Annotated in this window: 22 protein-coding genes; 3 read left to right on the forward strand and 19 right to left on the reverse strand. The window is 49.1% G+C overall.

Annotated features, from left to right (window positions below):
- The first annotated feature begins 95 nt into the window (after positions 1–95).
- Positions 96–542 (forward strand): hypothetical protein, encoded by a 447-nt coding sequence (locus PREMU_RS01895; protein WP_007572704.1) that lies wholly within the window; start codon positions 96–98, stop codon positions 540–542.
- Between the two features lie 238 nt (positions 543–780).
- Here the strand turns inward: PREMU_RS01895 and PREMU_RS01900 are convergent, their stop codons facing one another.
- The 8 genes from PREMU_RS01900 to PREMU_RS01935 all read right to left on the reverse strand — a co-directional run bounded on the left by PREMU_RS01900 (position 781) and on the right by PREMU_RS01935 (position 9,009).
- On the reverse strand, positions 781–1,251 hold the full coding sequence (locus tag PREMU_RS01900) for a DUF4252 domain-containing protein (protein ID WP_007572705.1): 471 nt from the start codon (positions 1,249–1,251) through the stop codon (positions 781–783).
- 16 nt (positions 1,252–1,267) lie between these two features.
- A complete protein-coding gene (locus PREMU_RS01905) occupies positions 1,268–2,191 on the reverse strand; it encodes a ComEA family DNA-binding protein (protein WP_007572706.1) in 924 nt (307 codons plus the stop codon).
- Between the two features lie 6 nt (positions 2,192–2,197).
- Complete coding sequence (locus tag PREMU_RS01910; RefSeq protein WP_007572707.1) at positions 2,198–3,541, reverse strand: sodium-dependent transporter; 1,344 nt, start codon at positions 3,539–3,541, stop codon at positions 2,198–2,200.
- A gap of 278 nt (positions 3,542–3,819) precedes the next feature.
- Positions 3,820–5,181 (reverse strand): sodium-dependent transporter, encoded by a 1,362-nt coding sequence (locus tag PREMU_RS01915; RefSeq protein ID WP_007572708.1) that lies wholly within the window; start codon positions 5,179–5,181, stop codon positions 3,820–3,822.
- 107 nt (positions 5,182–5,288) lie between these two features.
- Complete coding sequence (locus tag PREMU_RS01920; RefSeq protein ID WP_007572709.1) at positions 5,289–5,789, reverse strand: CYTH domain-containing protein; 501 nt, start codon at positions 5,787–5,789, stop codon at positions 5,289–5,291.
- A 41-nt stretch (positions 5,790–5,830) separates the two neighbouring features.
- Entirely contained in the window at positions 5,831–6,025 is a 195-nt protein-coding gene (locus PREMU_RS01925) for a hypothetical protein (protein ID WP_007572711.1), read from the reverse strand.
- A 12-nt stretch (positions 6,026–6,037) separates the two neighbouring features.
- Positions 6,038–7,168 carry a peptide chain release factor 2 gene (prfB, locus tag PREMU_RS01930; protein WP_007572713.1) on the reverse strand — a complete coding sequence of 377 codons (1,131 nt, stop codon included), beginning with the start codon at positions 7,166–7,168 and terminating at the stop codon, positions 6,038–6,040.
- A 5-nt stretch (positions 7,169–7,173) separates the two neighbouring features.
- On the reverse strand, positions 7,174–9,009 hold the full coding sequence (locus PREMU_RS01935) for an AMP-dependent synthetase/ligase (protein WP_007572715.1): 1,836 nt from the start codon (positions 9,007–9,009) through the stop codon (positions 7,174–7,176).
- Between the two features lie 100 nt (positions 9,010–9,109).
- Between PREMU_RS01935 and PREMU_RS01940 the strand changes: the two genes are divergently transcribed.
- On the forward strand, positions 9,110–10,162 hold the full coding sequence (locus PREMU_RS01940) for a M20 family metallo-hydrolase (RefSeq protein ID WP_007572717.1): 1,053 nt from the start codon (positions 9,110–9,112) through the stop codon (positions 10,160–10,162).
- A 370-nt stretch (positions 10,163–10,532) separates the two neighbouring features.
- Here the strand turns inward: PREMU_RS01940 and rpsT are convergent, their stop codons facing one another.
- On the reverse strand, positions 10,533–10,787 hold the full coding sequence (gene rpsT, locus PREMU_RS01945; protein ID WP_007572720.1) for a 30S ribosomal protein S20: 255 nt from the start codon (positions 10,785–10,787) through the stop codon (positions 10,533–10,535).
- A 227-nt stretch (positions 10,788–11,014) separates the two neighbouring features.
- Here rpsT and recO point away from each other — a divergent pair, with 227 nt between their 5' ends.
- On the forward strand, positions 11,015–11,737 hold the full coding sequence (gene recO / locus PREMU_RS01950) for a DNA repair protein RecO (RefSeq protein ID WP_007572722.1): 723 nt from the start codon (positions 11,015–11,017) through the stop codon (positions 11,735–11,737).
- Here the strand turns inward: recO and PREMU_RS01955 are convergent, their stop codons facing one another.
- From PREMU_RS01955 to PREMU_RS02000, 10 genes are all read right to left on the reverse strand, one after another.
- Positions 11,738–12,190 (reverse strand): GatB/YqeY domain-containing protein, encoded by a 453-nt coding sequence (locus PREMU_RS01955; RefSeq protein ID WP_007572723.1) that lies wholly within the window; start codon positions 12,188–12,190, stop codon positions 11,738–11,740.
- 25 nt (positions 12,191–12,215) lie between these two features.
- Entirely contained in the window at positions 12,216–13,556 is a 1,341-nt protein-coding gene (gene ftsZ, locus PREMU_RS01960) for a cell division protein FtsZ (RefSeq protein ID WP_007572725.1), read from the reverse strand.
- A 21-nt stretch (positions 13,557–13,577) separates the two neighbouring features.
- Positions 13,578–15,008, reverse strand: coding sequence for a cell division protein FtsA (gene ftsA, locus PREMU_RS01965; protein ID WP_007572727.1), 1,431 nt, complete (start codon positions 15,006–15,008; stop codon positions 13,578–13,580).
- Between the two features lie 15 nt (positions 15,009–15,023).
- Positions 15,024–15,818, reverse strand: coding sequence for a hypothetical protein (locus tag PREMU_RS01970; RefSeq protein ID WP_007572729.1), 795 nt, complete (start codon positions 15,816–15,818; stop codon positions 15,024–15,026).
- A 30-nt stretch (positions 15,819–15,848) separates the two neighbouring features.
- Positions 15,849–17,225 (reverse strand): UDP-N-acetylmuramate--L-alanine ligase, encoded by a 1,377-nt coding sequence (gene murC, locus PREMU_RS01975; RefSeq protein ID WP_007572731.1) that lies wholly within the window; start codon positions 17,223–17,225, stop codon positions 15,849–15,851.
- A 22-nt stretch (positions 17,226–17,247) separates the two neighbouring features.
- A complete protein-coding gene (gene murG, locus PREMU_RS01980) occupies positions 17,248–18,360 on the reverse strand; it encodes an undecaprenyldiphospho-muramoylpentapeptide beta-N-acetylglucosaminyltransferase (RefSeq protein ID WP_007572733.1) in 1,113 nt (370 codons plus the stop codon).
- Positions 18,361–18,427: 67 nt separating this feature from the next.
- The gene (locus PREMU_RS01985; RefSeq protein ID WP_007572735.1) at positions 18,428–19,735 is read right to left on the reverse strand and encodes an FtsW/RodA/SpoVE family cell cycle protein; all 1,308 of its coding nucleotides are present in this window, start codon (positions 19,733–19,735) and stop codon (positions 18,428–18,430) included.
- Positions 19,736–19,757: 22 nt separating this feature from the next.
- Positions 19,758–21,089, reverse strand: coding sequence for a UDP-N-acetylmuramoyl-L-alanine--D-glutamate ligase (gene murD / locus PREMU_RS01990; RefSeq protein ID WP_040557938.1), 1,332 nt, complete (start codon positions 21,087–21,089; stop codon positions 19,758–19,760).
- Between the two features lie 143 nt (positions 21,090–21,232).
- A complete protein-coding gene (mraY, locus tag PREMU_RS01995) occupies positions 21,233–22,504 on the reverse strand; it encodes a phospho-N-acetylmuramoyl-pentapeptide-transferase (RefSeq protein ID WP_007572738.1) in 1,272 nt (423 codons plus the stop codon).
- Between the two features lie 10 nt (positions 22,505–22,514).
- Positions 22,515–23,966 (reverse strand): UDP-N-acetylmuramoyl-L-alanyl-D-glutamate--2,6-diaminopimelate ligase, encoded by a 1,452-nt coding sequence (locus PREMU_RS02000; RefSeq protein ID WP_007572740.1) that lies wholly within the window; start codon positions 23,964–23,966, stop codon positions 22,515–22,517.
- Positions 23,967–23,976: the final 10 nt, after the last annotated feature.

Consider the following 23,976-nt stretch of genomic DNA (forward strand, 5'->3'; position numbering starts at 1 on the left):
TTTATTAAATTTGTTGCAAAGATAAAAACAAAATTGGAAACTTCCAACGTTAAGATGAGCTATTTTCTTGCGTTGGCTATAATTTAACATTTGGTATGGCATTGGAACGCATCAACCCAAATCTTGAGTACATCCAGGATGTGCTTAAAGAACGCAACTTGACACCCCGCCAGCTGTCAAAGCTAATATTCGGTGAAGGTACTCACAGAGACATAGTTAAAGAGATTACAACCAAGCCGGATGTGAGAGCCAGCACGGTGGTAAAACTTTGCCGTGCGCTCGAAATATCTATGGATAGCCTGTACAAAGACAACATCACGAGTAAACAGGATGTTCAAACTATCAATGGAATTGGTATCATCAATAATTCACCTCACGCAAAAGTCGACTTAGCCGACCTACGGGCTGAAAATAAAGCTCTGAAGATGGTGATAGAGGAAAAAGACAAGCGTATCGCCGAACAACGGAAGTATATCGAACAGTTAGACAGTAAACTCGATCTGGCACTAAAACTTCAAAACAAGATGTCCGATCCTCACTAAAATCCAAGAAACAGACCCTAAAAAAGTGAGATAACTCATTACACCAGTTAGTCTTAAAGATACATCTTACTCGGACAAATATCGGACGCAATTAACAAAAACGGTCTGTCTCAACCTCCCATTTTATCAGCTTTCACGTAGAAAATTTTGCCCTGGCAAAATCCGGTCATCCCGACCATTAAAAAGAAGCGGCTATGAACAGTCGCTTCTTTCGTTTTTTCAATATTCTATAAGTGCATCAGTCGTCAACCATACCAATGATAGCAGCAACATCTTCTGCATTGATCTCTCCAGTAATCAGAAATCCCACACACGTGTTGTCACCGGTCGACAGAGCCACGATCTCCTGAATGGCACTACCTTTTTGCTTGACGAGAATATTCATACCTTCACTCTTGCCTTTCTTAACGCCGGTGAATTCGCTGTAACCATTCTGCGAGAGGGCAATGATTTTCTTGGCAAACTTCTTGCGTACACTTCCAGAGCAATCGTTGAGCGTCAGCACGCGAGCCTCATCGACCTCCTTCAGCAAAGCGGCCACATTGCCGTCCTTCACTTTTGCACCAGCAATAGTCATGAAGAGCCTCGGCACACTGACATATTCCGCATGCTTTTTGTCCCTGAATTCATTAAAAACTGAACTTGCCGACTGGCAGAAAGCTAACTGACAAGTCAACAACAATAATAATGTAAACAGAATCTTCTTCATAATGATGATCCCCTGATTAATAATCTATATAATGTCTTAGACGTTCAAAATCGTCCTTGGTAAAGTCTTTCATCAACTTTAATTCTTCTATATCATGGATAGTCCCATACAGCCGACGATAGTCCACGATGTCTTTCGCCTGATAATAATTGATATAAGGATGCCGCTTCAACTCACCCAGCGTAGCTTGATTGACATTTAACCGACGTACCTTTTCCGCATTAACATAGAAATAGGGCAACACCTCTTTGGGCAGATCCTCTATTTCCAGCAATTGCTCTGCGGAATAATAGCCACCGAGAATTTTTCTTCGATAAGCAATCTCACGTGCATAATATCTCCCAATTCCTGGAACTTTCATGAGCTGTGTAGTATCTGCACCATTAAGTTCGATACGTTCTCCCTGCCTCAGTTTAACAGGGAAGTGTCGCTCAGAAAGCGTGTCTACAATACCACCATAAGATGCAGTTAACCGATGGGGAGACTCATAAGGCTGATAATCAGCACCAATACGAATGTAAGGCGCAAGTTCACGATACTGCTTATTAGTCAGCCCGTAAATCCTTCCAAAATCTTCACGCCGACGGAAAACACCGCCTTTAGCCCGATACTTGTAGATATTCCTCACCTGCCAAGGCTCCAGACCAAGAGCCAACAGTTCTGTCGAATCGGCTGTATTGGGGTCGAAGGGAAAAAGACTTACGGCGCGTCTCTCTACCGCGTAGTAACGGTAACCTCCGCTTCGACGGTATCGATCATTATCATAATTGCCCCATCGCCGCTGAACAGAAGTGGAGTCCATCCTGCCGCCATCTGTAAACATTGTCTCATGACCATGAAACAATAAGAGGACAATGCTGACTGCCATAAAAACCGCTAAAAGGAAACAAATGACACGGCGGTCGGAACGGCGGATATAATGAAAGTCACTGAATCGCATCCCTTATTAAATAATACCTAACTGATGAAAAAAGATAACGGCTATGCAGAGTGGGGAGACAAAGCGAATAAGAAAGAGCCACCCTTGATAAGCCCATACCGAAGCTGTGCCCCAATTGGTAAACTCATCCTTAACCACCTTTCGCGGTGCTATCCAGCCGACGAGAATACAAGTCGCAAACGAACCAAGCGGCAAAAGAATATTAGAGGTCAGGAGGTCGCAGAAGTTGAGGAAGCTCTTGCCAAACACCGTGATGTCCACCGCTCCGCACGACAACGAGCAGACAATGCCGATTAAAAGGGCGATGACAGTCTCAAACACCGCGCCCTTCGCACGCGAGATATGCAGCTCTTCGAAGAAGAGTGACGTGCCTATCTCATGCATAGAGATGGTGGAGGTCAATGCAGCGAGAGCCAACAAGGCATAGAACAAGACGCCTATGATATAACCCAACACGGGCGTGAAAGCCTTTTGAAAGACATTGGGCAACGTGATGAAAATGAGTGAAGGACCGCTGTCGGGGTTGACCCCTACAGAAAACGCAGCCGGAAAAATCATCAGTCCAGCCAAAACAGCAACGAGCGTATCGACCACCGCCACCTGTACGGATGACTTCAGAAGATTAGTCTGGCGAGTGAAATAAGACGCGTAAGTGCAAAGACAAGCAGTGCCGAGCGACAAAGAGAAAAATGCCTGACCCAGTCCGTCAAAGATAACTTGATGGTCCACTCTTGAAAAGTCGGGCTTGAAAAGGAAATTGATACCCTTGCCGGCATCAGGCAAAGTGCAGGAGGCCACCACAATGATGAGCAACAATATAAATAATGTAGGCATGAGGATGTTACTCACTTTCTCGATACCCCTCCTCACACCGCGCACCACTACAAGATGCGTAAGGACAATGAAGGCTATGGTCCAGACGACGGGCTCTATAGCAGAAGTAGAGAACTTGCGAAAATATTCCTGCACATAGACAGCATCTCCATTGATATTTCCCATGATGGAGGCAAAGAGATACTGCAAACACCACCCCGCGATGACGGAATAGAAGCCTAAGATGATCAGCGAGGTGAGCGCACCTATAAACCCTACAACAGCCCACGCCTTATTTCCGCCCGCAAGGGTGTAAGCTCGAGCAGCATTGGCTGCACCATGCCGCCCCACGACAAACTCGGCGATCATGCCAGGCACCCCAAGCACAATGACACAAACAATATAGACCACTATGAAGGCCGCTCCACCGTCATGCCCCGTCATATAGGGGAAGCGCCAAATGTTTCCTAAACCCACTGCCGAGCCGGCAGTGGCGAGAACCACTCCTATCTTAGTTCCAAAGTTACCGCGATCCATAAACTAATTTTAATTTCTAACACAATAGTCGTTGCTTTAAGTGGTGATGCTGCAAAAATAACGAATTATGCTGAGAGCACAAACGAAATATTGAATATTTTACGCTGTCATTCGTTCAATTGCAGGGGGCGTTTCCCTGTAGCCGCCCACAACCACAAAACAGATTAAACACGCAATGCGTATGTGACTATTTACCAATGCTTCGACAGGCGACCACAGAGGACTGCCCCTGCACTAACACCCAATCATCACCGAAGAAACGGAATAATCTCGTCCTGCTATATCACTCCAAACTGATGAAGGAAGATGGCAAGAATGGCCAGCGGCGCTACGAAGCGAACGAGGAAAAGATAGATGCCGAAGAACCGCTGCGACACAGTGTCCCAGTTCGTGAACTCGTCTTTGACGAGCTTCTTTGGTATAAACCATCCAATGAAAATGCATGTCAGGAAACCGCCAACAGGAAGGAAGATCTGACCAGTGACAAAGTCAAAAACGTCGAATAACGTTTTCCCTGCTATCGTCAATCCGCTCCAATCGCCTAAAGACAAAGAGCAGACAGCACCAATGAGCGTACACGATACCGTGACAATAGCGGCGCCTTTCGTGCGCGAGATGTGCAGTTCCTCATAGAAAAATGCCGTAGAGACCTCATGTAGAGAGATGAGAGAGGTCAGGGCAGCCAACGAGAGCAGCAGATAGAACAGCAGGGACACGAACCAGCCCAACAACGGCAAACCCGTGAATGCCTCATTGAACACATTGGGCAGCGTGATGAAAATGAGCGATGGGCCACTGTCAGGACGGATGCCCACGGAGAACGCAGCAGGGAAAATCATCAGTCCGGCCAGAATAGCGACTACAGTGTCAATGGAGCAAATCTGCACAGCGGATTTGAGCAGATTGGTCTGACGTGTGTAGTACGAGGCATAAGTGCAAATACATCCCATAGCAATACTCAGCGAGTAGAAGCACTGGCCAAGGGCACCGAGAAACATGCCACTGTCCACTTTAGAGAAGTCGGGCTTGAAGAGGAACTCAATGCCTTTTCCAGCATTCGGCAACAGGCAAGAGCAGACCACGATGACGAGCAATAAGATGAACAACGTAGGCATCATCATCTTCGAAGCCTTCTCTATACCACCCCGCACGCCATGAATAATCACAAAATGCGTTCCCAGCATGATAATGACGAGCCAAAACACCGGCTGAACAGGATTGGTGGAGAAGTCAGCAAAATATTGCTTCACAAAGTCGGTATTGCCATGGAGCTGTCCCATAATTGACGCGTAGACGTACTGCAAGCACCAGCCGGAGATAACTGCATAATAACCCATAATCAGAAACCCCGTGAGCACACCGAGCAGACCTACATATTTCCATGCCTTGCCTCCGCCAACTTTCGAGTAAGCCCGATAGGTGTTAGCTGCACCATGCCGCCCAATGATAAATTCAGACACCATACAGGGGATGCCCAACAGCAGCACACAACCAACATAGACGATAATAAATGCGGCTCCACCGTTTTGGCCGGCCATATAAGGGAAACGCCAGATGTTTCCCAAGCCCACAGCGCCACCCGCTGTGGCAAGAATCATCCCTATCTTACTGCCAAAACTCACTCTCTCTTCTGATGCCATGATGTTTCCTCTATAATTTTATTGCAAAATTATAAAATAATAAACACTTTTACATATAAAGTGAAAGCTTTTATTGATAAAACATGAAATATCAGAAGCGATGGCACTCAACGATAGTCTTTCGGCACCAATTGCTTCCAATCTGAATAGGGATTGCCAAGCATATGGGAATTGTAGAAATGCATGTCGCCTGTCACTTCGGGCCCAATAAAATCAGGTTTTTCAAACACCTCCGTCTCACTGCCAAGCTCCACCTCAGCCATCACGAGTCCGTCATTAGCGCCGTGAAATTCATCGACTTCAAAGATATGGCGCCCTGATTTCACAAGATACCGGTGCTTGTCAATCACGCCGCCACGGCATAGCTCCAGTAGATGTGAAGCCTCATCAAGCGTGATCTCCTTCTCAAACTCATAGCGTGTCATGCCACCATCGCTGCTCTTTCCCTTGATGGTAAGATACGCTTTGTCGTCACGCATACGCACACGCACCGTTGCGCCATCCGCAGGAATATAGCCTTGACGGATGTGACTCACCGATGATGCGGCCAACCTGTAAGCGTGACCATGCTTCACTAAAAACTTCCGTTCAATTTCCAATCCACTCATAATAACAAGAAAAGGGCTGTTTTGACACAGCCCTGCATATTTTATTGCACAATGAACAACGACCAAACCATATAGATAACAGCGAGAGCGACGAGGACTCCGAAAATCCATTTCACCACACGCTCACCTTGGTCTTTCTGTTTTTCCTGATGTTCTGTGCGTTTCTTGCTGGTTGCCATGTTGTTGACCTCTTTGGCCGCAACGTGTTTCAATTGATCTTTTTTATTGTTTCCCATAGCTTATGTTATTTAGTTTTCTTTCTCTGCATCGCTCTCGGCAAACTCCATGAGATAAGCCTTGATGAATCCGTCTATCTTACCGTCCATCACACCGTCTACATCAGATGTCTGATAGCCCGTACGGTGGTCTTTCACGCGGCGGTCATCGAAGACATAGGAACGGATCTGACTGCCCCACTCAATTTTCTTCTTATTGGCCTCAACCTTCGCCTTCTCAGCCTGTTGCTTCTTCAGCGCACGATCATAGAGCTGACTCTTCAAGAGTTTCATGGCCTTCTCTCGGTTCTTCGGCTGGTCACGCGTCTCGGTGTTTTCAATGAGGATCTCCTCTTTCTCACCTGTATCGGGATCTTCATACTGATAGCGCAGACGCACGCCCGACTCCACCTTGTTGACGTTCTGGCCACCAGCACCACTGGATCGAAACGTGTCCCAGCTCACCTTGGCGGGGTCGACATAGACCTCGATCGTATCGTCGACAAGCGGTGTAACAAACACTGAGGCAAAACTCGTCATTCGCTTGCCCTGGGCGTTATAAGGCGAGACACGCACCAACCGGTGCACGCCGTTCTCACTTTTCAGGAAGCCATAGGCATACTCGCCACCTTCAATGGTCATCGTCATACTCTTGATGCCGACTTCCTCACCTGGCTGTAGGTCGGTGATGGTAGTCTTATACCCATTGGCTTCACACCAGCGCATATACATACGCATGAGCATCTGGGCCCAGTCCTGCGCCTCTGTGCCACCGGCACCAGAGTTGATCTTCAGCACGGCGTCCATGGAGTCCTCATCCTGGCGAAGCATATTCTTCAGCTCAAGCTCCTCAATACACTTCATTGCCTTGTCATAGTCGGCATCTACTTCCTGCTCCGAGACGAGCTCTTCCTTATAGTAATCGAAGGCGAGTTGCAGTTCATCGGCATACTGACGACACTGCTTGTACCCCTCAAGCCATTTCTCAATGCCTTTCACTTTCTTCATCTGAGCTTCTGCCCGCTTGGGGTCATCCCAGAAGTCGGGCGCCTGCGTACGCAGCTGCTCCTCTTCAAACTCTACCTTCTTTTGGTCAATATTGAGATAGTGGTGAAGCTTTTCTGTACGCTCCAGCACGTCCTTCAGTTGATCTGCTGTAATCATTTCGTTTATTTCGTTATGACTCCGTCCGACGGAGTATTGGCATACATGGCGTCAATGATGTCCTTGTAATGTTCATTGACAACACCACGGCACAGCTTCAACGTGTTGGTCATCTCACCTTCCTGCATGGAGAAATGGTGGGGCAACAGTGTAAAGCGCTTGATCTGTTCATAATGGGCAAGTCCTTGCTGCAAGGTGTCGATGCGTTCGGTCATCATATCAATGACCTGCTGATTACGACAGAGCTCCACACGGTCAGCAAACTGAATGCCTTTCTCTTTCGTCCACTCTTCCAGCACGCTATACTCCGGAACGACAAGGGCTGAGACAAACTTACGCTGATCGGCAATAACCGCCACCTGATCCACAAACTTATCCACCAGCAGCAACGACTCAACCATCTGTGGAGCGATGTATTTGCCGTTACTGGTCTTGAAGAGGTCCTTTATGCGCTCGGTAAGGAAAAGCTCACCGTTCTTTAAATAGCCTGCATCACCAGTATGGAAGAAGCCATCGGCATCAAACGCCTTCCTGTTCAGCTCCGGTCGCTTAAAATATCCCTTTGTAATGGTGGGGCCTTTGAGCAGAATCTCGCTGTTGTCGCCAATCTTAATCTCTATGCCCTTGATGGGCCTGCCCACTGATCCGATAGTGAATGGCTCACCCTTATGATCGCACGACACTGTCGCAAGACTCTCGGTCAATCCGTAACCCACGATGATACCGATACCAATACTATGCACAAACTCCGCCACCTCGGGCGAGACATAGGCTCCTGCCGTGGGGAAAATGTTAGGATGATCCAGGCCCATCTGTGCCCTGACCAAGCTCAAAACAGTCTTGTTGACAATGGCATATTGCAGGCGAAGAGCCAAAGGAGGCCGTTTACCCTTAGCCAGATAGTCGATGTTGTAGCGCTTTCCAATATTCCACGCGTGATTGAAAATCTTCTGCTGTGTGACACTCGACCGGTCTATCTTCGCCCTGACAGCCTGGTAGACCTTCTCCCAGAAGCGAGGCACACTCGACATACACGTAGGATGGGTCTCGCGCATCGACTGCTGAATCTTATGGGGATCGGTGTTGACAATGAGCGTTGCACCCTCTGTGAGGCTCAAGTAAGCCCAACCGCGCTCAAAGATATGCGTGAAAGGCAGGAAGTTGATAACGCGGTCGTTCTCTCCCACCGGCACGCAAGAATCATTGGCTTTTATGGCTGCGTCATACTGCCCATAAGTCAGCATCACACCTTTCGACTCTCCCGTGGTGCCGCTGGTATAGAGAATATTGCAAAGGTCGTCCTCGTTGGCTTCCTTCCAGCGCGCCTCAACCTCCTGCTCATGAGGCAGTCCCTCGCCGAGCTTGAGGAAATCGTCAAAATACATCGCCTCTGGATCATGCATGCTCAGTCGCACATGACGGTCGAACACGATGATGCGCTCCATCGTCGGACAAAGGGCGTGAATGCGGTGAGCCTTGTCGTATTGCTCCTGCTCACCGACGAAGACCAGCCGCACGCCCGCGTCGTTGATCATATACTCTACCTGCTGCCCTGACGTGGTGGCATAGAAAGGTATCGACACCACTCTTACGCCGTAAGCTCCAAAGTCGGTGTATAGATACTCAGCGCAGTTTTGGGAGAACACGGCGATCTTGTCTTGTGACTTCAAGCCAAGGGCCAGAAAGGCATTGCTGACTTTCTTAACATTCGCCGAGAACTGATTCCATGACACTTCCGTCCATTTTGAACTGCCGAAACCCTGACGGACGAGGGCTGTCCGATTGCCATACTTCTTTGCCTGAGAGTGGATGAGCACTGACAGATGTGACCTGTTTTGCATGAGCTTAGGTGTTAATTGTTGCAAAGATAAAAGATTAATGCGACATATTCAAAAAAACAGAAATGTTTTTTTTAATTTTGCCGCAAAACAAACCGATACTATGAGACAAAAAGATTATGTCGGCGATGCCATCGAACTGTTACGCCAACTGATCGCCACGCCCTCCATAAGCCGCGGTGAACGCGCGGCTGCAGACATCTTGGGTCAACACATCATCAGCTACGGAATGAAGCTGCGGCGAGAAGGCAACAACATCTGGGCGCTGTCGCCCGACTGGGACGAGGCTAAGCCTACTCTTCTGCTCAATGCACATATCGACACTGTGAAACCAGTGGAAAGTTGGACACGCGACCCCTTCCAGCCCATGATCGAGAACGACTGTCTCTACGGACTGGGCAGCAACGACTGCGGCGGCGGGCTTACCACACTGCTGCAGGTCTTCCGTTGGCTCACGCTCCGCCCACAACCCTACAACTATATCTACCTGGCCTCTGCTGAAGAAGAGGTCTCAGGAAAAAACGGAATCGCCAAGGTCATACCCTTATTACCGAAAATTGACGTGGCTATTGTAGGCGAACCCACGGGTATGCAGCCTGCCATCGCGGAGAGAGGGCTCATGGTGCTCGACCTCATCGCCCACGGCAAGAGCGGACACGCCGCACGCAACGAGGGCGTAAACGCCATCTATGAGGCACTCGACGACATGCAATGGATCCGTGACTATCGGTTTGAGAAAGTGAGCCCGCTCCTTGGTTCCGTAAAGATGACGCTCACGGCGGTCAATGCCGGCACCCAGCACAATGTCATTCCCGACCGATGCACAATGCTCGTTGACGTGCGCACAAACGAACGTTATACGAATGAAGAGGTGTTCGACATCATCAGCAAACACGTCAAAAGCGAGGTGCACGCCCATTCCTTCCGCCTCCACTCTTCTCACATCTCGTCCGACCACCCGCTTATCAGGCGTTGCGTCGCTCTCGGCATGAAGCCTTACGGCTCGCCGACGCTCAGCGACCAGGCGCTCATGCCGTGGCCATCGTTCAAGCTCGGCCCCGGAGAGTCGTCGCGCTCCCATTCCGCCGACGAGTATATCCACGTCAGCGAGATGCAGCAGGCGTTCTACACGTATCTGAAGATTCTCGAAGGATAATCAGAGGCTTTGCATCCTTAGAAAAAGCTATTGTAAGGTGTGTAAGGTAGGTAAGGAAGTCTTCAGGCGCTCAGTAACTCCTTTCCGAACTCGTGCAAAGCATCCTTAATCTGTTGAACTTTGTCTTCCCTTTGCCATTTCCTGGTTTTGCGTCTACGGCGTAAAGACATTGCGTCTACAGTGTAAAGGCATTGCGTCTACAGTGTAAAGGCATTGCGTCTACAGTGTAGAGGCATTGCGTCTACGGTGTAGAGGCATTGTGATTGGAATGGGCTTGGGATCTGCAAAACAAAAAACCGTCCTTCCACAGTGGAAGAACGGCTTGAGAATGATGATGTCTCCTCTCATTTATGGCTAAGCAGACCCTGCTTTAGCCAAGCTTGTTGATGTACTGAGCAAGGCTTGACTTGAGATTGGCAGCCTTGTTCTTGTGGATAATGTTGGTCTTAGCCAGCTTATCCAACATTTTCTGTACGGAGGGATAGAGCTTTACAGCCTCATCCTTGTCAGTTGTAGCGCGGAGCTTGCGTACAGCGTTACGCATCGTCTTCGCATAGTATTTGTTGTGCAATGTGCGGACCTTGGTCTGACGGATTCTCTTGATTGACGATTTGTGATTTGCCATCTTTATGTTATTCTTTATTATTTCTGTTTAATGTTATCAGAGGGAGTGTAGTCCATAGCAGAGTCGAACTGCTCTTTAGAGAATGAAAATCTCTCGTCCTAACCGATAGACGAATGGACCATCGCTCTTTATAAGCGGGTGCAAAGTTACAGCTTTTTTATTTCGTGGCAAAATTTTACGGGTTTATTTTTCTCTAAATGCTTGGCTTTTCTTATATTTGCAGCCTAATGGAAATAAAGACAAGGCTTATCGTGCTCCGTACGGTAAAATATGGGGACTCAAGGTTGATAGTGGATGCTCTGACAGCCGAGGCGGGGAGAGTGTCTTTCATTACCAGTTTGTCACGGACAGGAAGGGGCAAGGCCAAGGTCCAGTTTTTCCAGCCGCTCTCTATCCTTGATGTGGTTTATGATGACCGGAAAGGTAAGGGCTTGCCGCATTTCAAGGACATCCGGCTGGCTTTCCCCTATGTGTCTATCCCTTTTTCTCCCGTGAAGTTGTCTATCTGCTTGTTTCTCGCAGAGTTTCTCACCTATGCTTCTCGTGGTGAAAATAATAATGATCACCTTGCGGCTTTTGTGGAGAATAGTTTGCGTTGGCTCGACGGAGCTTCAGCTAACTATGCCAATTTTCATTTGGTTTTCATGATGCGTGTGTCGTTGTTCATCGGGTTTTACCCTAATATGGAGGGCTATAGCGATGGTTCGTGGTTTGATCTGCGTGACAGTTGCTTCTCTCCGGTGTGCCCGCCCCATCCTGATTATCTAAGTCCGGCTGATGCCTCGCGGGTGCGTGTGCTCTTGCGGATGACCTTTGAGAACATGCACTTGTTTCGTATGAATCGTGAGGAGAGAAACAAATGCGTGGAGGTGATAATGATGTATTACCGCCTCCACGTACCTGACTTCCCTGAGCTTCGCTCATTGGAAGTGCTGAAAACCTTGTTTTAATTATGCGAGGAGTTTTCTGACGATAGTTGAGATCACCTTACCGTCAGCTTTTCCGGCCATTTGCTTGGTGGCCATCCCCATCACTTTACCCATGTCTTTCATTCCTTCGGCCCCTGTCTGTACAATGATGTCCTTTACGGTAGCCTCTATCTGCTCTTCAGTCAGCGGCTTTGGCAAGAACTCTTTGTAGACGTTGACCTGTGCCAGCTCACCCTCCGCCAGCTCCTGACGGCTGGCTTTGGTATAGATGTCTGCGCTTTCCTCACCTTGCTTGACAAGCTTCTGAAGGATTTTCATAGCTTTGTCATCGGGGAGCGTATCGTTGGCTCCAGGTGCTGTCTTCGCTTCAAGAAACACTTTCTTTGCATTGCGCAGTGCTTCCAGGCGTACTTTGTCGTGAGCCTTCATGGCTTCACGGATGCCTCTACTGACCTGATCGAAAATTGAATCCATGATATGATTGTAATCAAAAAAGAAGTTATGCGAAACTGATGACGCTGGGCTCTGCGTCGCTCTTATCCTCTGAGACCTCGTCCTGCTCTGCGGCACAGCCTTGCTTTCTGATGTCTTCGAGCATGGGCCGTGTGCGTTTGTAGGTCGGTGTATTCTCCACGGCGAGGATGATGTCGTCGTTGTCGAGGTCATTAGGCTGGAAAATGTAGATATGCGGGCGGCGCTTGCGAAGGGAGTTGTCGCCGTCGTTGCCGTAGTAGTGGGCAAAGCGCTCCTGCTGCTTGATGGCCTTTTCCTCTTCTTCCTCGTTGCGTTTTTTCTCTTCCAAAGTGCGGCGGGCAAGCGCTTCCTTAGGCTCCACATCCTCTACTCCGAAGCCTGTCGCGAGGATGGTAACCTTTACTTTCTTGCCCAACTCAGGATCGATGGCCACTCCCCATTTGATTTCGAAGTCCTCGCCGAATTTGGCCATGAAGTCGTTGACATCGTTCATCTCTTCCATCATGAGGCCTTGGTTCTCCTTCTTCTCGCTGGAGAAGGCGATGGAGAGCAGGATCTTCTTGGAGTTGAACACGTTGTTGTCGTTGAGCAGCGGTGAGTTGAGTGCGTCGTCAATGGCTTTCTTCACGCGCCCCTCTCCTTCTCCGTAGCCGGTACTCATGATGGCGACGCCGCCATCCTTGAGAACAGTCTTGACATCGTTGAAGTCGAGGTTGATGAGTCCGTGGGTCGTGATGATCTCTGCGATGCTCTTGGCTGCCACGCTGAGGGTGTCGTCGGCTTTCCCGAAGGCATCGACAAGCGTCAGCTCCGGGTAGATCTGGCGCAGGCGTTCGTTGTTGATAACCAGCAAAGCGTCAACGTGCTTGGCCATCTCCTCGACGCCGTCAAGAGCCTGGTTGATCTTCTTCGGGCCCTCGAAGCGGAAAGGAATGGTGACGATGCCCACGGTGAGGATACCCATTTCCTTGCTCACCTGCGCTATGACAGGAGCAGCTCCGGTACCCGTTCCACCGCCCATGCCTGCGGTGATAAATGCCATCTTGGTACCGTCGTCAAGCATTCGCTTGATGTCATCGATGCTTTCCATTGCTGCTTGTCGTGCGCGTGCGGGTCTGTTTCCGGCTCCGAGTCCTTCTTTTCCAAGCTGTAGGTGAACGGGAACGGGTGAGTCGTTCAAAGCCTGCGCGTCGGTGTTGCAGAGCACGAATGTTACATCGTGGATGCCCTCACGGTACATGTGGTTGACAGCATTGCCGCCACCGCCACCGACACCAATCACTTTAATGATACTGTTTTCCTTATCAGGCTCGCCGAAATCGAGGATTGTCGGCCGCTTGCTGTCTGTATTGTTGTTGTCTGGCATATTTCCTTTCAGTCTAAGAGATTACTTTTCTTCTTCGTCGGGTTCTGTCATCTTCTTGACAAAGGCCTTGAATTTATTAATAAATTTGTGTGTCGATGTCGGTGTCTCGGTTGCATTGTTTCCCTCATCGGCATTATCGGTCTTGCCATTGTTAATGTCGGCTGATCCCGTTGGCCTTGTCTGAATATAGGGCTTCTCTTCCATGACCTTTCCAGTAGGGTTGACGGGTTGTGTGGTCGGAATGGTCGTCGTTGTGTCAAGAGTTGTCTTTGGCTGCTGATTCTCGAAGAGCTCTCCGGTGATGTCGTTGCCTGCGCAATTCTGATCGCCTTTAGCGAGAATGGCGAGTACGGTGCACAACCGCCCATCCTTGGCATTGACAGTGGGGTTGCCTGACTTGATGGTCTCGTTAACGAATTTGGCGGTTCTGACCTTTTCAATGTGCGTATAGAGCCGGAAGGCACGTTCGATATTGCGGATATTGCTGCTTCCGCCCGTGAGGATGATGCCGCCTAAGAGTTTGTCGATGTACTCGTCTGGAATCTGGCTTCTGACGTTCTCGATGATCTCTCGCATACGGGCTTCCACAATGTCAACAAATTTGACCATCTCCACTTTCCGTTCATTGTCAATGGGGTAGGAGAATGTCGGATCGATGTCGTTTCCGTCAGTGAACGCGCTGGCATATTTGATTTTCATCTTTTCGGCGGTCTCATCGTCTATCTGCAGGGAGGCGATGTCTTTTGTGATATTGTTGCCTCCCAATGGTATGACGACGAGTTTCCGGAGAATGTTCCGGTGATAGATGCTCACTGTGGTGGTGTCGGCACCCATGTCGACGAGTACGCATCCTCCTCGCTTTTCAGCTTCTGTCAGCACGCTGTCGGCCAATGCCAACGGTGAGATGTACATATCGAGAATGCTGATGTTGGCTTGGTCGAAGCATTTTTTCAGTCTCCGGTAGAATTCTCTGCGGCAAAGAATATTGAGGAAATTGCCTTCCAATCGCTTGCAGGGCACGCCGACAGGTGGCTCGGACTGATATTGGTTGTCGACTTTATACTCGAGTGTGACCGCATCCAGAATCTGTTTGTCAGGATATTGCATGCTGCGGTTGGCATCCATGAGCTCGTTGATCATGTCCTGCGTCACCTCACTTTCATTGGAGATTTCCCTGACATTGGTGTTTTTCACGCTGATAATGGATTGGCCTCCGAATCCGACGTAGACATGTGCAATGCGTGTCTTGAGAGTGACCTCCAGCTTCTTGATGATGTTGGAAAGCGCTTGTACGGTCTTGTCTATGTTGTGCACAACGCCCTTGCGGATGCAGTTAGAGCCCTCCTCCTGCGCCAAAGCAAGAACTGTGATGCTACCATCCTTGTTTTTCCTTCCCGCGATACCGGTTATCTTGGATGATCCTAATTCGATTGCTACTATAAATTCTGCCATTGGGATATGTCTACTTTATTCAGTTTTTCTTTTCTTGCAAATGATCTGATTGTCAAATTCCACGTTGATATAGGAGTATTTATTCCATCCGGCCTGTGAGAGACCGTATTTGTAGAATTTCTGCAGCCTGTCCATCTTGCGGTTGGCATAGTCGGTGACGAGTTGCTTTCGCTGAGCGATGTATTTGGTCTGTGGTAGTTGACCGATATATAATATGTTGTTTCCCACACGCGGTACAAGTTCAATGCCCCCGTTCGGTAGTACGTTGATTTGCTCTATTTGGTTCTGCCAGAATTCATTGGCCATGATGGCGTCGGAGAGATAGGCAATGTAGTTGCGTGCAAACCATCTGTCGATCCACCCCGTAGCAATGATGAGGTTGCTGGTGTAGTGGGAGTTGGGCATGATGCGGTGGTCGTCGTCGAGATAGTAGTCATCGCCGTTGGCAGCCATGATATGCAGGGTGGGCATTCGCTGTGTGAGTGTGATCCACACATGTCCGTCCTGCGTCTTATAGCATTCCGCGTTTTTGATGAACGGACTTTGCCGTAGCTTTTCTTCGATTTCCCTGCTGTTGATGTAGCGAAGCTCTTTCTTGAGGGGATAGAGACCGTTTCTGACGAGTCGCCCTTTAATCTCTTGGGGGGAAATGAACCCATTAGTTGCCTCGTCCTGGACATTGATATTCACTTGCGTGCAGACTATATCGGATTCCGACTTCTTGTTGAAAGCCGTCATGGCGATAACGATATAGGTTCCTAACACTATATCGCTGCCCACAAGTAATATTCTTTTCCAGTTGACGTGCATGGATTGTTGTGTTTAGAGATTGCGTCGTGTTTATTTGGCGTTGATGATTTTCACCATTTCCGGTACCATATTGTCGAGGTCTCCGGCACCCAGTATCACTAAGACATCGAAGTCACGATTCTTAACCATATCAAGTACCTCCTCTTTCCTGATCATGCTTTTTTCTACGTTTTCTCCGAGGTTGTCATAGATGAGTTCTGATGTTACGCCGGGAATGGGCTGCTCTCGCGCGGGATAAATCTCAGTAAGGATGACCTCGTCGAAGTGGCTCAGTGCGTCTGCGAACTCTTTGTAGAAATCGCGGGTGCGGGTGTAGAGGTGCGGCTGGAATATCACCGTGATCTTGCGTGAAGGATAAATCTCGCGCAGGCTTTTAGCGCACTGGAGGATTTCTTTCGGGTGATGGCCGTAGTCGGAAAGCAGTACATGGCGGTCGTTGCGGATCTTGAAGTCAAAGCGGCGCTCCACGCCATGATAGGTCTCCATACCGTATTTTATCTCGTTGGCGGTACAGCCGTTGAGCTGTGCCATAGCCATGGCAGCTACTCCGTTCTCGATATTGATGGGAATGGGCTGGCCGAGTTTCACGTCGGTGATGTTGCCTTTTGGCGAAATGAAATCGAACGTGATCTCTCCATTCTCAATCTTGATGTTCTCAGCGTGGAAATCACCTTTGTCGCGGCTATAGGTGTAAGTCTTTACGCTGTCTTGCACATGAGGCTTCATTTCCAGATCAGTGTGGATGATAAGGGTGCCCCCGGGCTGTATGAGCTCGGTGTAATGGCGGAAGCTTTCCAAGTAGGCCTCTTTGGTGCCATAGATATCGAGGTGATCGGGATCCGTAGCGGTGATGACTGTCATCCATGGACGCAGCCAATGGAAGGAGCGGTCGAACTCATCGGCCTCAATGACGACATAGTCGCTGGTGTTGGAAAGGATATAGTTTGTGCCGTAATTCTTCGAGATGCCCCCTAAGAATGCGTTACAGTCTACATGGCTTTGATGCATGATATGCGCGCACATGGTCGATGTAGTAGTCTTTCCGTGTGTGCCCGCTACGCAGAGTCCTTTGTGGGTACGCGTGAGGATGCCAAGAACCTGGGCGCGTTTCTGCACTTCAAAACCATTGTCGCGGAACCATGTGAGTTCCTTGTGTGTCGAAGGAATGGCTGCTGTATAAACGACGAGGCACGCCGCCTTGTCTTTGCAGGCATGGGGTATCTCTTCCAGGTTCTCATCGTAATGGATGAGCATGCCTTCCTTCTCCAGTTGCTTGGTAAGTGTGGACGGTGTGCGGTCATATCCGGCAACGACAACGCCACGATGGATGAAGAATCTTGCGATGGCGCTCATGCCGATACCACCTGCACCGATGAAGTAAACGGCCTTAATATCTTTTAATTCCATTATTTAATAACAACTTATAGCTTTATCTTCTCACCAACTTAAGTACTTCGTCGGCAATGATGTCGGCGGAATTGGGTAGTCCAAGTTTCTTGATATTCTCACTGAGTGATGTTAACATCTCTTCGTCGTTGATAATGTCCAGGGCCCGTTTGAGCAACATGTCGGGAGCCTCGGCATCTTTTACATAAATAGCTGCGTCTTTATTGACGAGAGCCATGGCGTTTTTGGTTTGATGGTCTTCCGCTACATTAGGACTTGGCACCAAAATGACAGGCTTCCCGATGAGGCAAAATTCGCTGATGGAGCTTGCGCCCGCACGGCTGATGACAAGGTCGGCAGCCTTGTAAGCCGCGCCCATATCAGAGATGAAGTCAAGAACTTTGAGGTTGGGTATCTCTCCATAAGTTTTGACAGCTTCGCTCATCTCTTGGTTATAATACTTACCTGTTTGCCAAATGAATTGCGCATCAGCATTTTTCACCTCGTCAAGATGCAGCCTCATACTGTCGTTGATAGTTCTTGCGCCAAGGCTTCCACCTACCAGGAGTACCGTTTTCTTGTTTGGATCAAGGCCGAATTTCTGCCTTGCCTCTTCTTTTGAGATACTGTCGTTGACAACATTCTGCCTGACAGGATTGCCTGTTATAATGATCTTGTCAGAGGGGAAGAACCTTTCCATGCCATTGTAGGCCACGCAAATTTTCTCTACTTTATTGGCAAGCATCTTATTAGTTTTTCCAGCATAGGAGTTTTGTTCTTGAATCAGGCACGGTACACCTAAGCTGTGAGCTGCGTCAAGGGCGGCAGCGCTGGCGTAGCCACCAACTCCTACGGCCACATCAGGCCTGAATGTACGCACGATGCGCTTTGCCATGAGTTTGCTGCGGAGGAAATCAATGGCGACACCAATGTTTTTAAGCGAGTAGATCGGCCGTACCAAGCCTCTTACGGGTAGGCCTTTGATCTCATAACCAGCTTGTGGAACGCGTTGCATTTCCATTCTGCCTAATGCTCCCACAAACAAAATCTTTGCTTCTGGATGCTTGGCCTTGATGGCATTGGCAATACTGACTGCCGGGAAAATATGTCCGCCGGTGCCTCCTCCGCTGATGATAACTCTTAGCTCTTTTTCCATTTTGCTACATTTTCGGCAAAAGTAATCATTTTTTTTGTTATAGTGACTATTATTTGTCGAAATTATTTCAGTCGTTTTTTTCCGTGTTGTCTGCTGATGTTGTGGCTTTTGCCGTGACGGCTTGTTGTCCTTTGGCTGTATCGTCGCCGTTTTTCTTGGCCGTTCGACTTACGCTTAGGATAGCTCCAATGTAGATACAATTGATGATGCTTGATGTCCCGCCCTTGCTGATTAGTGGCAATGGTTGACCGGTAACCGGTACAATTCCCACGGCAACACACATGTTGAATAGTGCTTGTACAACGAGCATAAGGGCAAGTCCCATGGCAAGAAACGCCGGGAAGTTATTCTCGCATCGATTAGCGATTCTGCCTGTTCGGAAAAGCAGGATGATATAGAGCATGGCAACAAGGAAAGCTCCGAGCAGTCCGGTCTCTTCAATGATGATAGCATAGATATAGTCTGAAAATGCCTGCGGCAGGAAGTCACGCTCTTCGCTGTTGCCGGGTCCTTTTCCAATAATGTTGCTTGAAGCTATGGCGATGTTGGCATATGCTGTTTGTGCGTCCTTATCGAGATCTACCTTCTCTGGTGGTACATATTTGTTGTCCATAAAGTTGTAGATACGTGCTTTCCATGTACCCATGCGGTGGAGCAGGCCATGATGCTTCTTTGTCTGTATGGTCTTCCCGTTCTTTGCCACCATTTCCGTCATGGACTGTGGGTTATCGTCAGCCTCCTTTTCATCTCCGAGGGCTAAGACTGATGACAGGGCCATCACCACAATAATGGCTACAGCTGCCACTACGCGCAAGAGTTGTCGGGTGGGAACACGACCGATAATCATCATCATGAAGATGACCACACTCAGCAAAGCTGCTGTGGAGAGGTTCTCAAACATGATCATCGGCACTATACATAACCATACAATGAAGATATACTGGAAGGCATGCCTGTCAGCTCCGTGGTCAGTCTGCATGGCACTGAGTATCTGTGCCGTAGAGAGGACCATGGTACCTTTGGCTATCTCTGACGGTTGAAACTGCATGCCAAAGATAGAAAGCCATCGGCCTGCGCCATTCACCGCATGGCCAGCCACAAGCACCAACAGCAGGGTAAAGACAGACAAACCCAACAATATTGGTGTAGCAAGCTTGAAATACCGGCATTTGATGTTCAGTGTAACGAGCATCAGGAGGATGCCGAGACACAGAATTCCGATATGCTTGGCAGTCGGGCCAAGGTAATCGCCCGTTTTATAGGTAAGTGACGATGAGGCAGAGAATACCTCTATCACACTGACGAGGCACAGGAAGAAGAATACCATCCAAATGACCTTGTCGCCTTTGAAGATAGCATTTAATCGCTTGTTCATCTATGGTTCTCCCCGCAGTTCTTTACAGGTTTCTCACTAATTCCTTGAATTGTTCGCCTCTGTCCTCCATATTCTTAAACAGGTCGAATGAAGCACAGCAGGGTGAGAGCAGCACGGTTTCGCCTGGCTTCGCCATTTCATAGCACGCATTGACACATTCTTTCATGCTGTGAGTATCGCGCACGGGGATGCCGAAAGAGTCGAAATTGTTGTGCAGTTTCGTGTTGTCAGCACCGAGATAGACGAGGCCAACGCACTTCTCTTTTACAAGATCGAAGATGTGGTGGTAATCGTTGCCCTTGTCTTTGCCGCCGAGAATGAGGATTGTCGGTGTAGTCATACTTTCGAGCGCATACCAGCATGCGTCCACATTGGTGGCTTTAGAGTCGTTGATATATTGCACACCACCCACTTTGCACACCTTCTCTAAACGGTGTTCAACACCAGGGAAGTCGCTGAGACTCTTGCGGATAATGTCTTTCTTGATACCGCTGATATTGGCTGCGAGACCGGCAGCGAGACTGTTGTAGAGATTGTGCTTGCCCGTGAGGGAGAGCGTTTCCTGCTCCATATTGAATGGAGTGGGGTATTCAAGCTTGTACTCGCCTTCCTCTATATAAGCCACCGACGCATCTTCCTTAATCTCTGAGAAAGGACATCTCACGGCCTTGATGTCAAACTTTTCCATCTCTTTCTTGATGACTGGGTCGTCATTCCAGAAGATGAAACTGTCGTCTTCGGTTTGGTTTTGCGTGATGCGCAACTTCGCGTCAGCATAGTTTTCAAACTTGAAGTCGTATCGGTCGAGGTGGTCAGGTGTAATGTTGAGCAGGATAGCTATGTTGGCACGGAAGTCGTACATGTTGTCGAGCTGGAAGCTACTGAGCTCGATGATGTAGTATTCGTGCGGGTTTTCTGCTACCTGAAGCGCGAGACTGCGGCCTATGTTACCGGCTAATCCGGCATCATAGCCTGCTTTCTTGAAGATATGATAGATGAGCGACGTTGTCGTTGTCTTGCCATTTGAGCCGGTGATGCAGATCATCTTCGAGTGGGTATAGCGTCCTGCAAACTCTATCTCGCTGATGATATGTGTGCCTTGTTTTATCAGTTTCTGGATCATCGGTGCCTCTTTGGGGATACCTGGGCTTTTGATGACCTCATCGGCGTTGAGGATTTTTTCCTCAGTGTGATGTCCTTCCTCCCACTCAATGCTATGGTCATCGAGCATCTTCTTATAGTTGTCCTTAATCTTTGACGTGTCGGAAACAAACACGTCGAAACCTTCCTTTTTAGCCAGAACAGCGGCTCCTGCGCCACTTTCTCCAGCTCCTAATACTACTATTCTACTCATTGCGCTATTAATGAAGTTATTGAAGGTCAGAGGTAAGAAGGCTAGAAGGTCCGTCATTATAATAAGCATGTTGCTTATCATTTGACTGGATTTCTTAACTTCAGTACTTCTGATGAACTTCTCTATTAAGGGACTTCTCCTTTTTATCTTATTTTCAATGTGATGATGGTAAGGGCTGCGAGGATGATGGTCACTATCCAGAAGCGAATGGTGATCTTTGCCTCGTGTTTGGGCGATCGTGGACTCTTGATGAGATACTTGCAATCGGAATCAAGTTGTTCTTCGGTCACGCGGAAGTTGTCGTGAATAGGCGTGCGCTTGAAGATGCGCTGCTTGATACCACGGCGCTTGCCCAATTTGTAGTACCACACTTGCACGATGACGGACAGGCTCTCCACAAAAAATATACCGCAGAGGATGGGCAACAACAGCTCTTTGTGGATGATGATGGCACATACACCGATGATACCTCCAATAGTGAGGCTACCCGTGTCGCCCATAAACACTTGCGCAGGATAGGCGTTGTACCACAGAAAACCGATGAGTGCACCGACAAAGGCACACATGAACACCACGAGCTCCTGTGAGCCGGGAATGTACATGATGTTGAGATAGGCGGCAAACTGCATGTGTGAACTCACGTAGGCGAGGATGCCGAGTGCCACGCCAATGATGGCGGAGTTGCCCGCGCACATACCATCCATGCCGTCATTGAGGTTGGCCCCGTTGCTGACTGCTGTCACCACAAGAATGGTCATGATGACAAAGAGTATCCATCCTGCTGCCGTTTTGTGCTTGCCACAGAACGACATGATCCTTGAATAGTCGAGGTTATGACCCTTGACAAAGGGAATGGTGGTCTTAAGCGATTTGTGAGCCACTGCTCGGTGCTTGACAACAACTTCTTGCCCGTTCTGCCTTTCTATGGTGAGGTTCTCATTCATCTTCACATCGGGAGAGGCCCACAGCACGAGACCGACGATGAGGCCTATTGACACTTGTCCCACAATCTTGTATTTGCCTTTGAGCCCTTCCTTGTTACGGCGGAAAATCTTGATGAAGTCGTCGAGTCCACCAAGGAAGCCCAGCCACACCGTCGTGATGATCATCAGAATGAGATAGATATTTCTCAACCTACCGAGCAATAGCACAGGGATGAGGATGGAGACAATGATGATGACGCCGCCCATGGAGGGCACGCCGATCTTCTTTACGCCAAACGGGTCAATCTTGGCATCGCGCTGGGTCTCTGTGATCTGCTTGCTCTTCAAGAACCTGATGAACTTTTCGCCAAACCAGGCTGAGATGATGAGTGACAGGATAAGGGCCAACAGTGCGCGGAAGGAGATGTAGCTCCACATGCCCGAACCTGAGATGCCGAATTGCTCAAGGAATCTAAAAAGATAGTATAGCATAACTCCACTCCTAACTGTTAAAGATCTCGTGCAGCACTTCCTTATCGTCGAAGTGATGTTTCACACCTTGAATCTCCTGGTAGTCCTCGTGTCCTTTTCCTGCTACGAGCACGACATCACCTTTTTGTGCCATCATGCACGCAGTCTTGATGGCTTCCTTGCGGTCGACGATGGTAATGACTTTCTTCATCTGCTCTTTATCGAGTCCTGCCACCATGTCGTCAATGATAGCCTGTGGGTCCTCAAAGCGTGGATTGTCGCTGGTGATGATGACTTTGTCGCTCTGCTTCACGGCCTCTTGCGCCATGAGGGGGCGCTTGCCGTGGTCACGGTTTCCGCCGGCACCGCAGACCGTGATGACATGGCCTTTTCCGTCGAGCACCTCATGAATGGCATTGAGCACATTCTCCAGTGCGTCAGGCGTGTGAGCGTAGTCAACGATGGCGGTGAAACCCTCAGGTGAATGGATCGGCTCCAGGCGGCCACTGACACTGTGCAGTGTGCTCAGCACCACGAGTATTTCCTCAGGCTCTTTGCCCAACATACAGGCAGCCGCATAGACGGCAAGCAGGTTGGAGACATTAAACTTGCCGATGAACCGTACGCCTACCTCGTGGCCGTCGATGTCAAGATACATACCGGCAAAGTGCATCTCAATGATGCGTGCGCGGAAGTCGGCCATCTGGCGGATGGAGTAGGTCTTTACGGTTGCTTTCGTATTCTGCACCATGATCATGCCATTCTTGTCATCGGCATTGGTGATAGCAAAGGCCGATTTGGGGAGGGCGTCGAAGAATGCTTTCTTAGCGTTGCGGTAGTTCTCAAACGTCTTATGGTAATCAAGATGGTCGCGTGTGAGATTGGTGAAAATGCCGCCGGTGAACTTCAGTCCGCCTATCCGCTTCTGGTGGATGGCATGCGACGAGCACTCCATGAAGGCATACTGGCAACCGGCTTTCACCATTTCGGCCAAGAGCTCGTTGAGCTCTATCGGGTCAGGAGTGGTGTGGTCGGCCGGGACTGGCTTGCCATCGATATAGTTGCACACCGTGGACATCAAGCCGCAACGATAGCCAAACTCGCGAAACATATTATATAATAATGTGGCGATGGTCGTCTTGCCATTGGTTCCCGTCACGCCGACGAGTTTCAGATGCTTGGAAGGATCACCGTAAAAGAGCGTAGCAACCTTGCCCACTGCGTCCTCAGTGCTCTCTACCTGTATGTAAGTGACACTATCGGCTAAATTTGCTGGCATGTCCTCGCAGAGCACGGCTTTGGCGCCAAGCTCCAGTGCCTTGGGGATGAACTTGTGCCCGTCAGTCTGCGTGCCTTTCATCGCGACAAAGAGATGACCGTCGCCGATCTTGCGTGAATCGATGTTTACTCCCGTAATGTCTACATCCGTACTGCCTTCAATGCGGAGCGGCTTGATGTTCTTAAGAAGTTCCTGCAGTTTCATCTTACTATCT

Origin of the sequence: Hallella multisaccharivorax DSM 17128 (assembly GCF_000218235.1) — a bacterium.
GTDB classification, from domain to species: domain Bacteria; phylum Bacteroidota; class Bacteroidia; order Bacteroidales; family Bacteroidaceae; genus Prevotella; species Prevotella multisaccharivorax.

Coding starts and splice junctions, on each gene's coding strand:
- PREMU_RS01895 (WP_007572704.1), top strand. CDS start 96: ATGGCATTGGAACGCATCAACCCAAATCTTGAGTACATCCAGGATGTG.
- PREMU_RS01900 (WP_007572705.1), bottom strand. CDS start 1,251: ATGAAGAAGATTCTGTTTACATTATTATTGTTGTTGACTTGTCAGTTA.
- PREMU_RS01905 (WP_007572706.1), bottom strand. CDS start 2,191: ATGCGATTCAGTGACTTTCATTATATCCGCCGTTCCGACCGCCGTGTC.
- PREMU_RS01910 (WP_007572707.1), bottom strand. CDS start 3,541: ATGGATCGCGGTAACTTTGGAACTAAGATAGGAGTGGTTCTCGCCACT.
- PREMU_RS01915 (WP_007572708.1), bottom strand. CDS start 5,181: ATGGCATCAGAAGAGAGAGTGAGTTTTGGCAGTAAGATAGGGATGATT.
- PREMU_RS01920 (WP_007572709.1), bottom strand. CDS start 5,789: ATGAGTGGATTGGAAATTGAACGGAAGTTTTTAGTGAAGCATGGTCAC.
- PREMU_RS01925 (WP_007572711.1), bottom strand. CDS start 6,025: ATGGGAAACAATAAAAAAGATCAATTGAAACACGTTGCGGCCAAAGAG.
- prfB (WP_007572713.1), bottom strand. CDS start 7,168: ATGATTACAGCAGATCAACTGAAGGACGTGCTGGAGCGTACAGAAAAG.
- PREMU_RS01935 (WP_007572715.1), bottom strand. CDS start 9,009: ATGCAAAACAGGTCACATCTGTCAGTGCTCATCCACTCTCAGGCAAAG.
- PREMU_RS01940 (WP_007572717.1), top strand. CDS start 9,110: ATGAGACAAAAAGATTATGTCGGCGATGCCATCGAACTGTTACGCCAA.
- rpsT (WP_007572720.1), bottom strand. CDS start 10,787: ATGGCAAATCACAAATCGTCAATCAAGAGAATCCGTCAGACCAAGGTC.
- recO (WP_007572722.1), top strand. CDS start 11,015: ATGGAAATAAAGACAAGGCTTATCGTGCTCCGTACGGTAAAATATGGG.
- PREMU_RS01955 (WP_007572723.1), bottom strand. CDS start 12,190: ATGGATTCAATTTTCGATCAGGTCAGTAGAGGCATCCGTGAAGCCATG.
- ftsZ (WP_007572725.1), bottom strand. CDS start 13,556: ATGCCAGACAACAACAATACAGACAGCAAGCGGCCGACAATCCTCGAT.
- ftsA (WP_007572727.1), bottom strand. CDS start 15,008: ATGGCAGAATTTATAGTAGCAATCGAATTAGGATCATCCAAGATAACC.
- PREMU_RS01970 (WP_007572729.1), bottom strand. CDS start 15,818: ATGCACGTCAACTGGAAAAGAATATTACTTGTGGGCAGCGATATAGTG.
- murC (WP_007572731.1), bottom strand. CDS start 17,225: ATGGAATTAAAAGATATTAAGGCCGTTTACTTCATCGGTGCAGGTGGT.
- murG (WP_007572733.1), bottom strand. CDS start 18,360: ATGGAAAAAGAGCTAAGAGTTATCATCAGCGGAGGAGGCACCGGCGGA.
- PREMU_RS01985 (WP_007572735.1), bottom strand. CDS start 19,735: ATGAACAAGCGATTAAATGCTATCTTCAAAGGCGACAAGGTCATTTGG.
- murD (WP_040557938.1), bottom strand. CDS start 21,089: ATGAGTAGAATAGTAGTATTAGGAGCTGGAGAAAGTGGCGCAGGAGCC.
- mraY (WP_007572738.1), bottom strand. CDS start 22,504: ATGCTATACTATCTTTTTAGATTCCTTGAGCAATTCGGCATCTCAGGT.
- PREMU_RS02000 (WP_007572740.1), bottom strand. CDS start 23,966: ATGAAACTGCAGGAACTTCTTAAGAACATCAAGCCGCTCCGCATTGAA.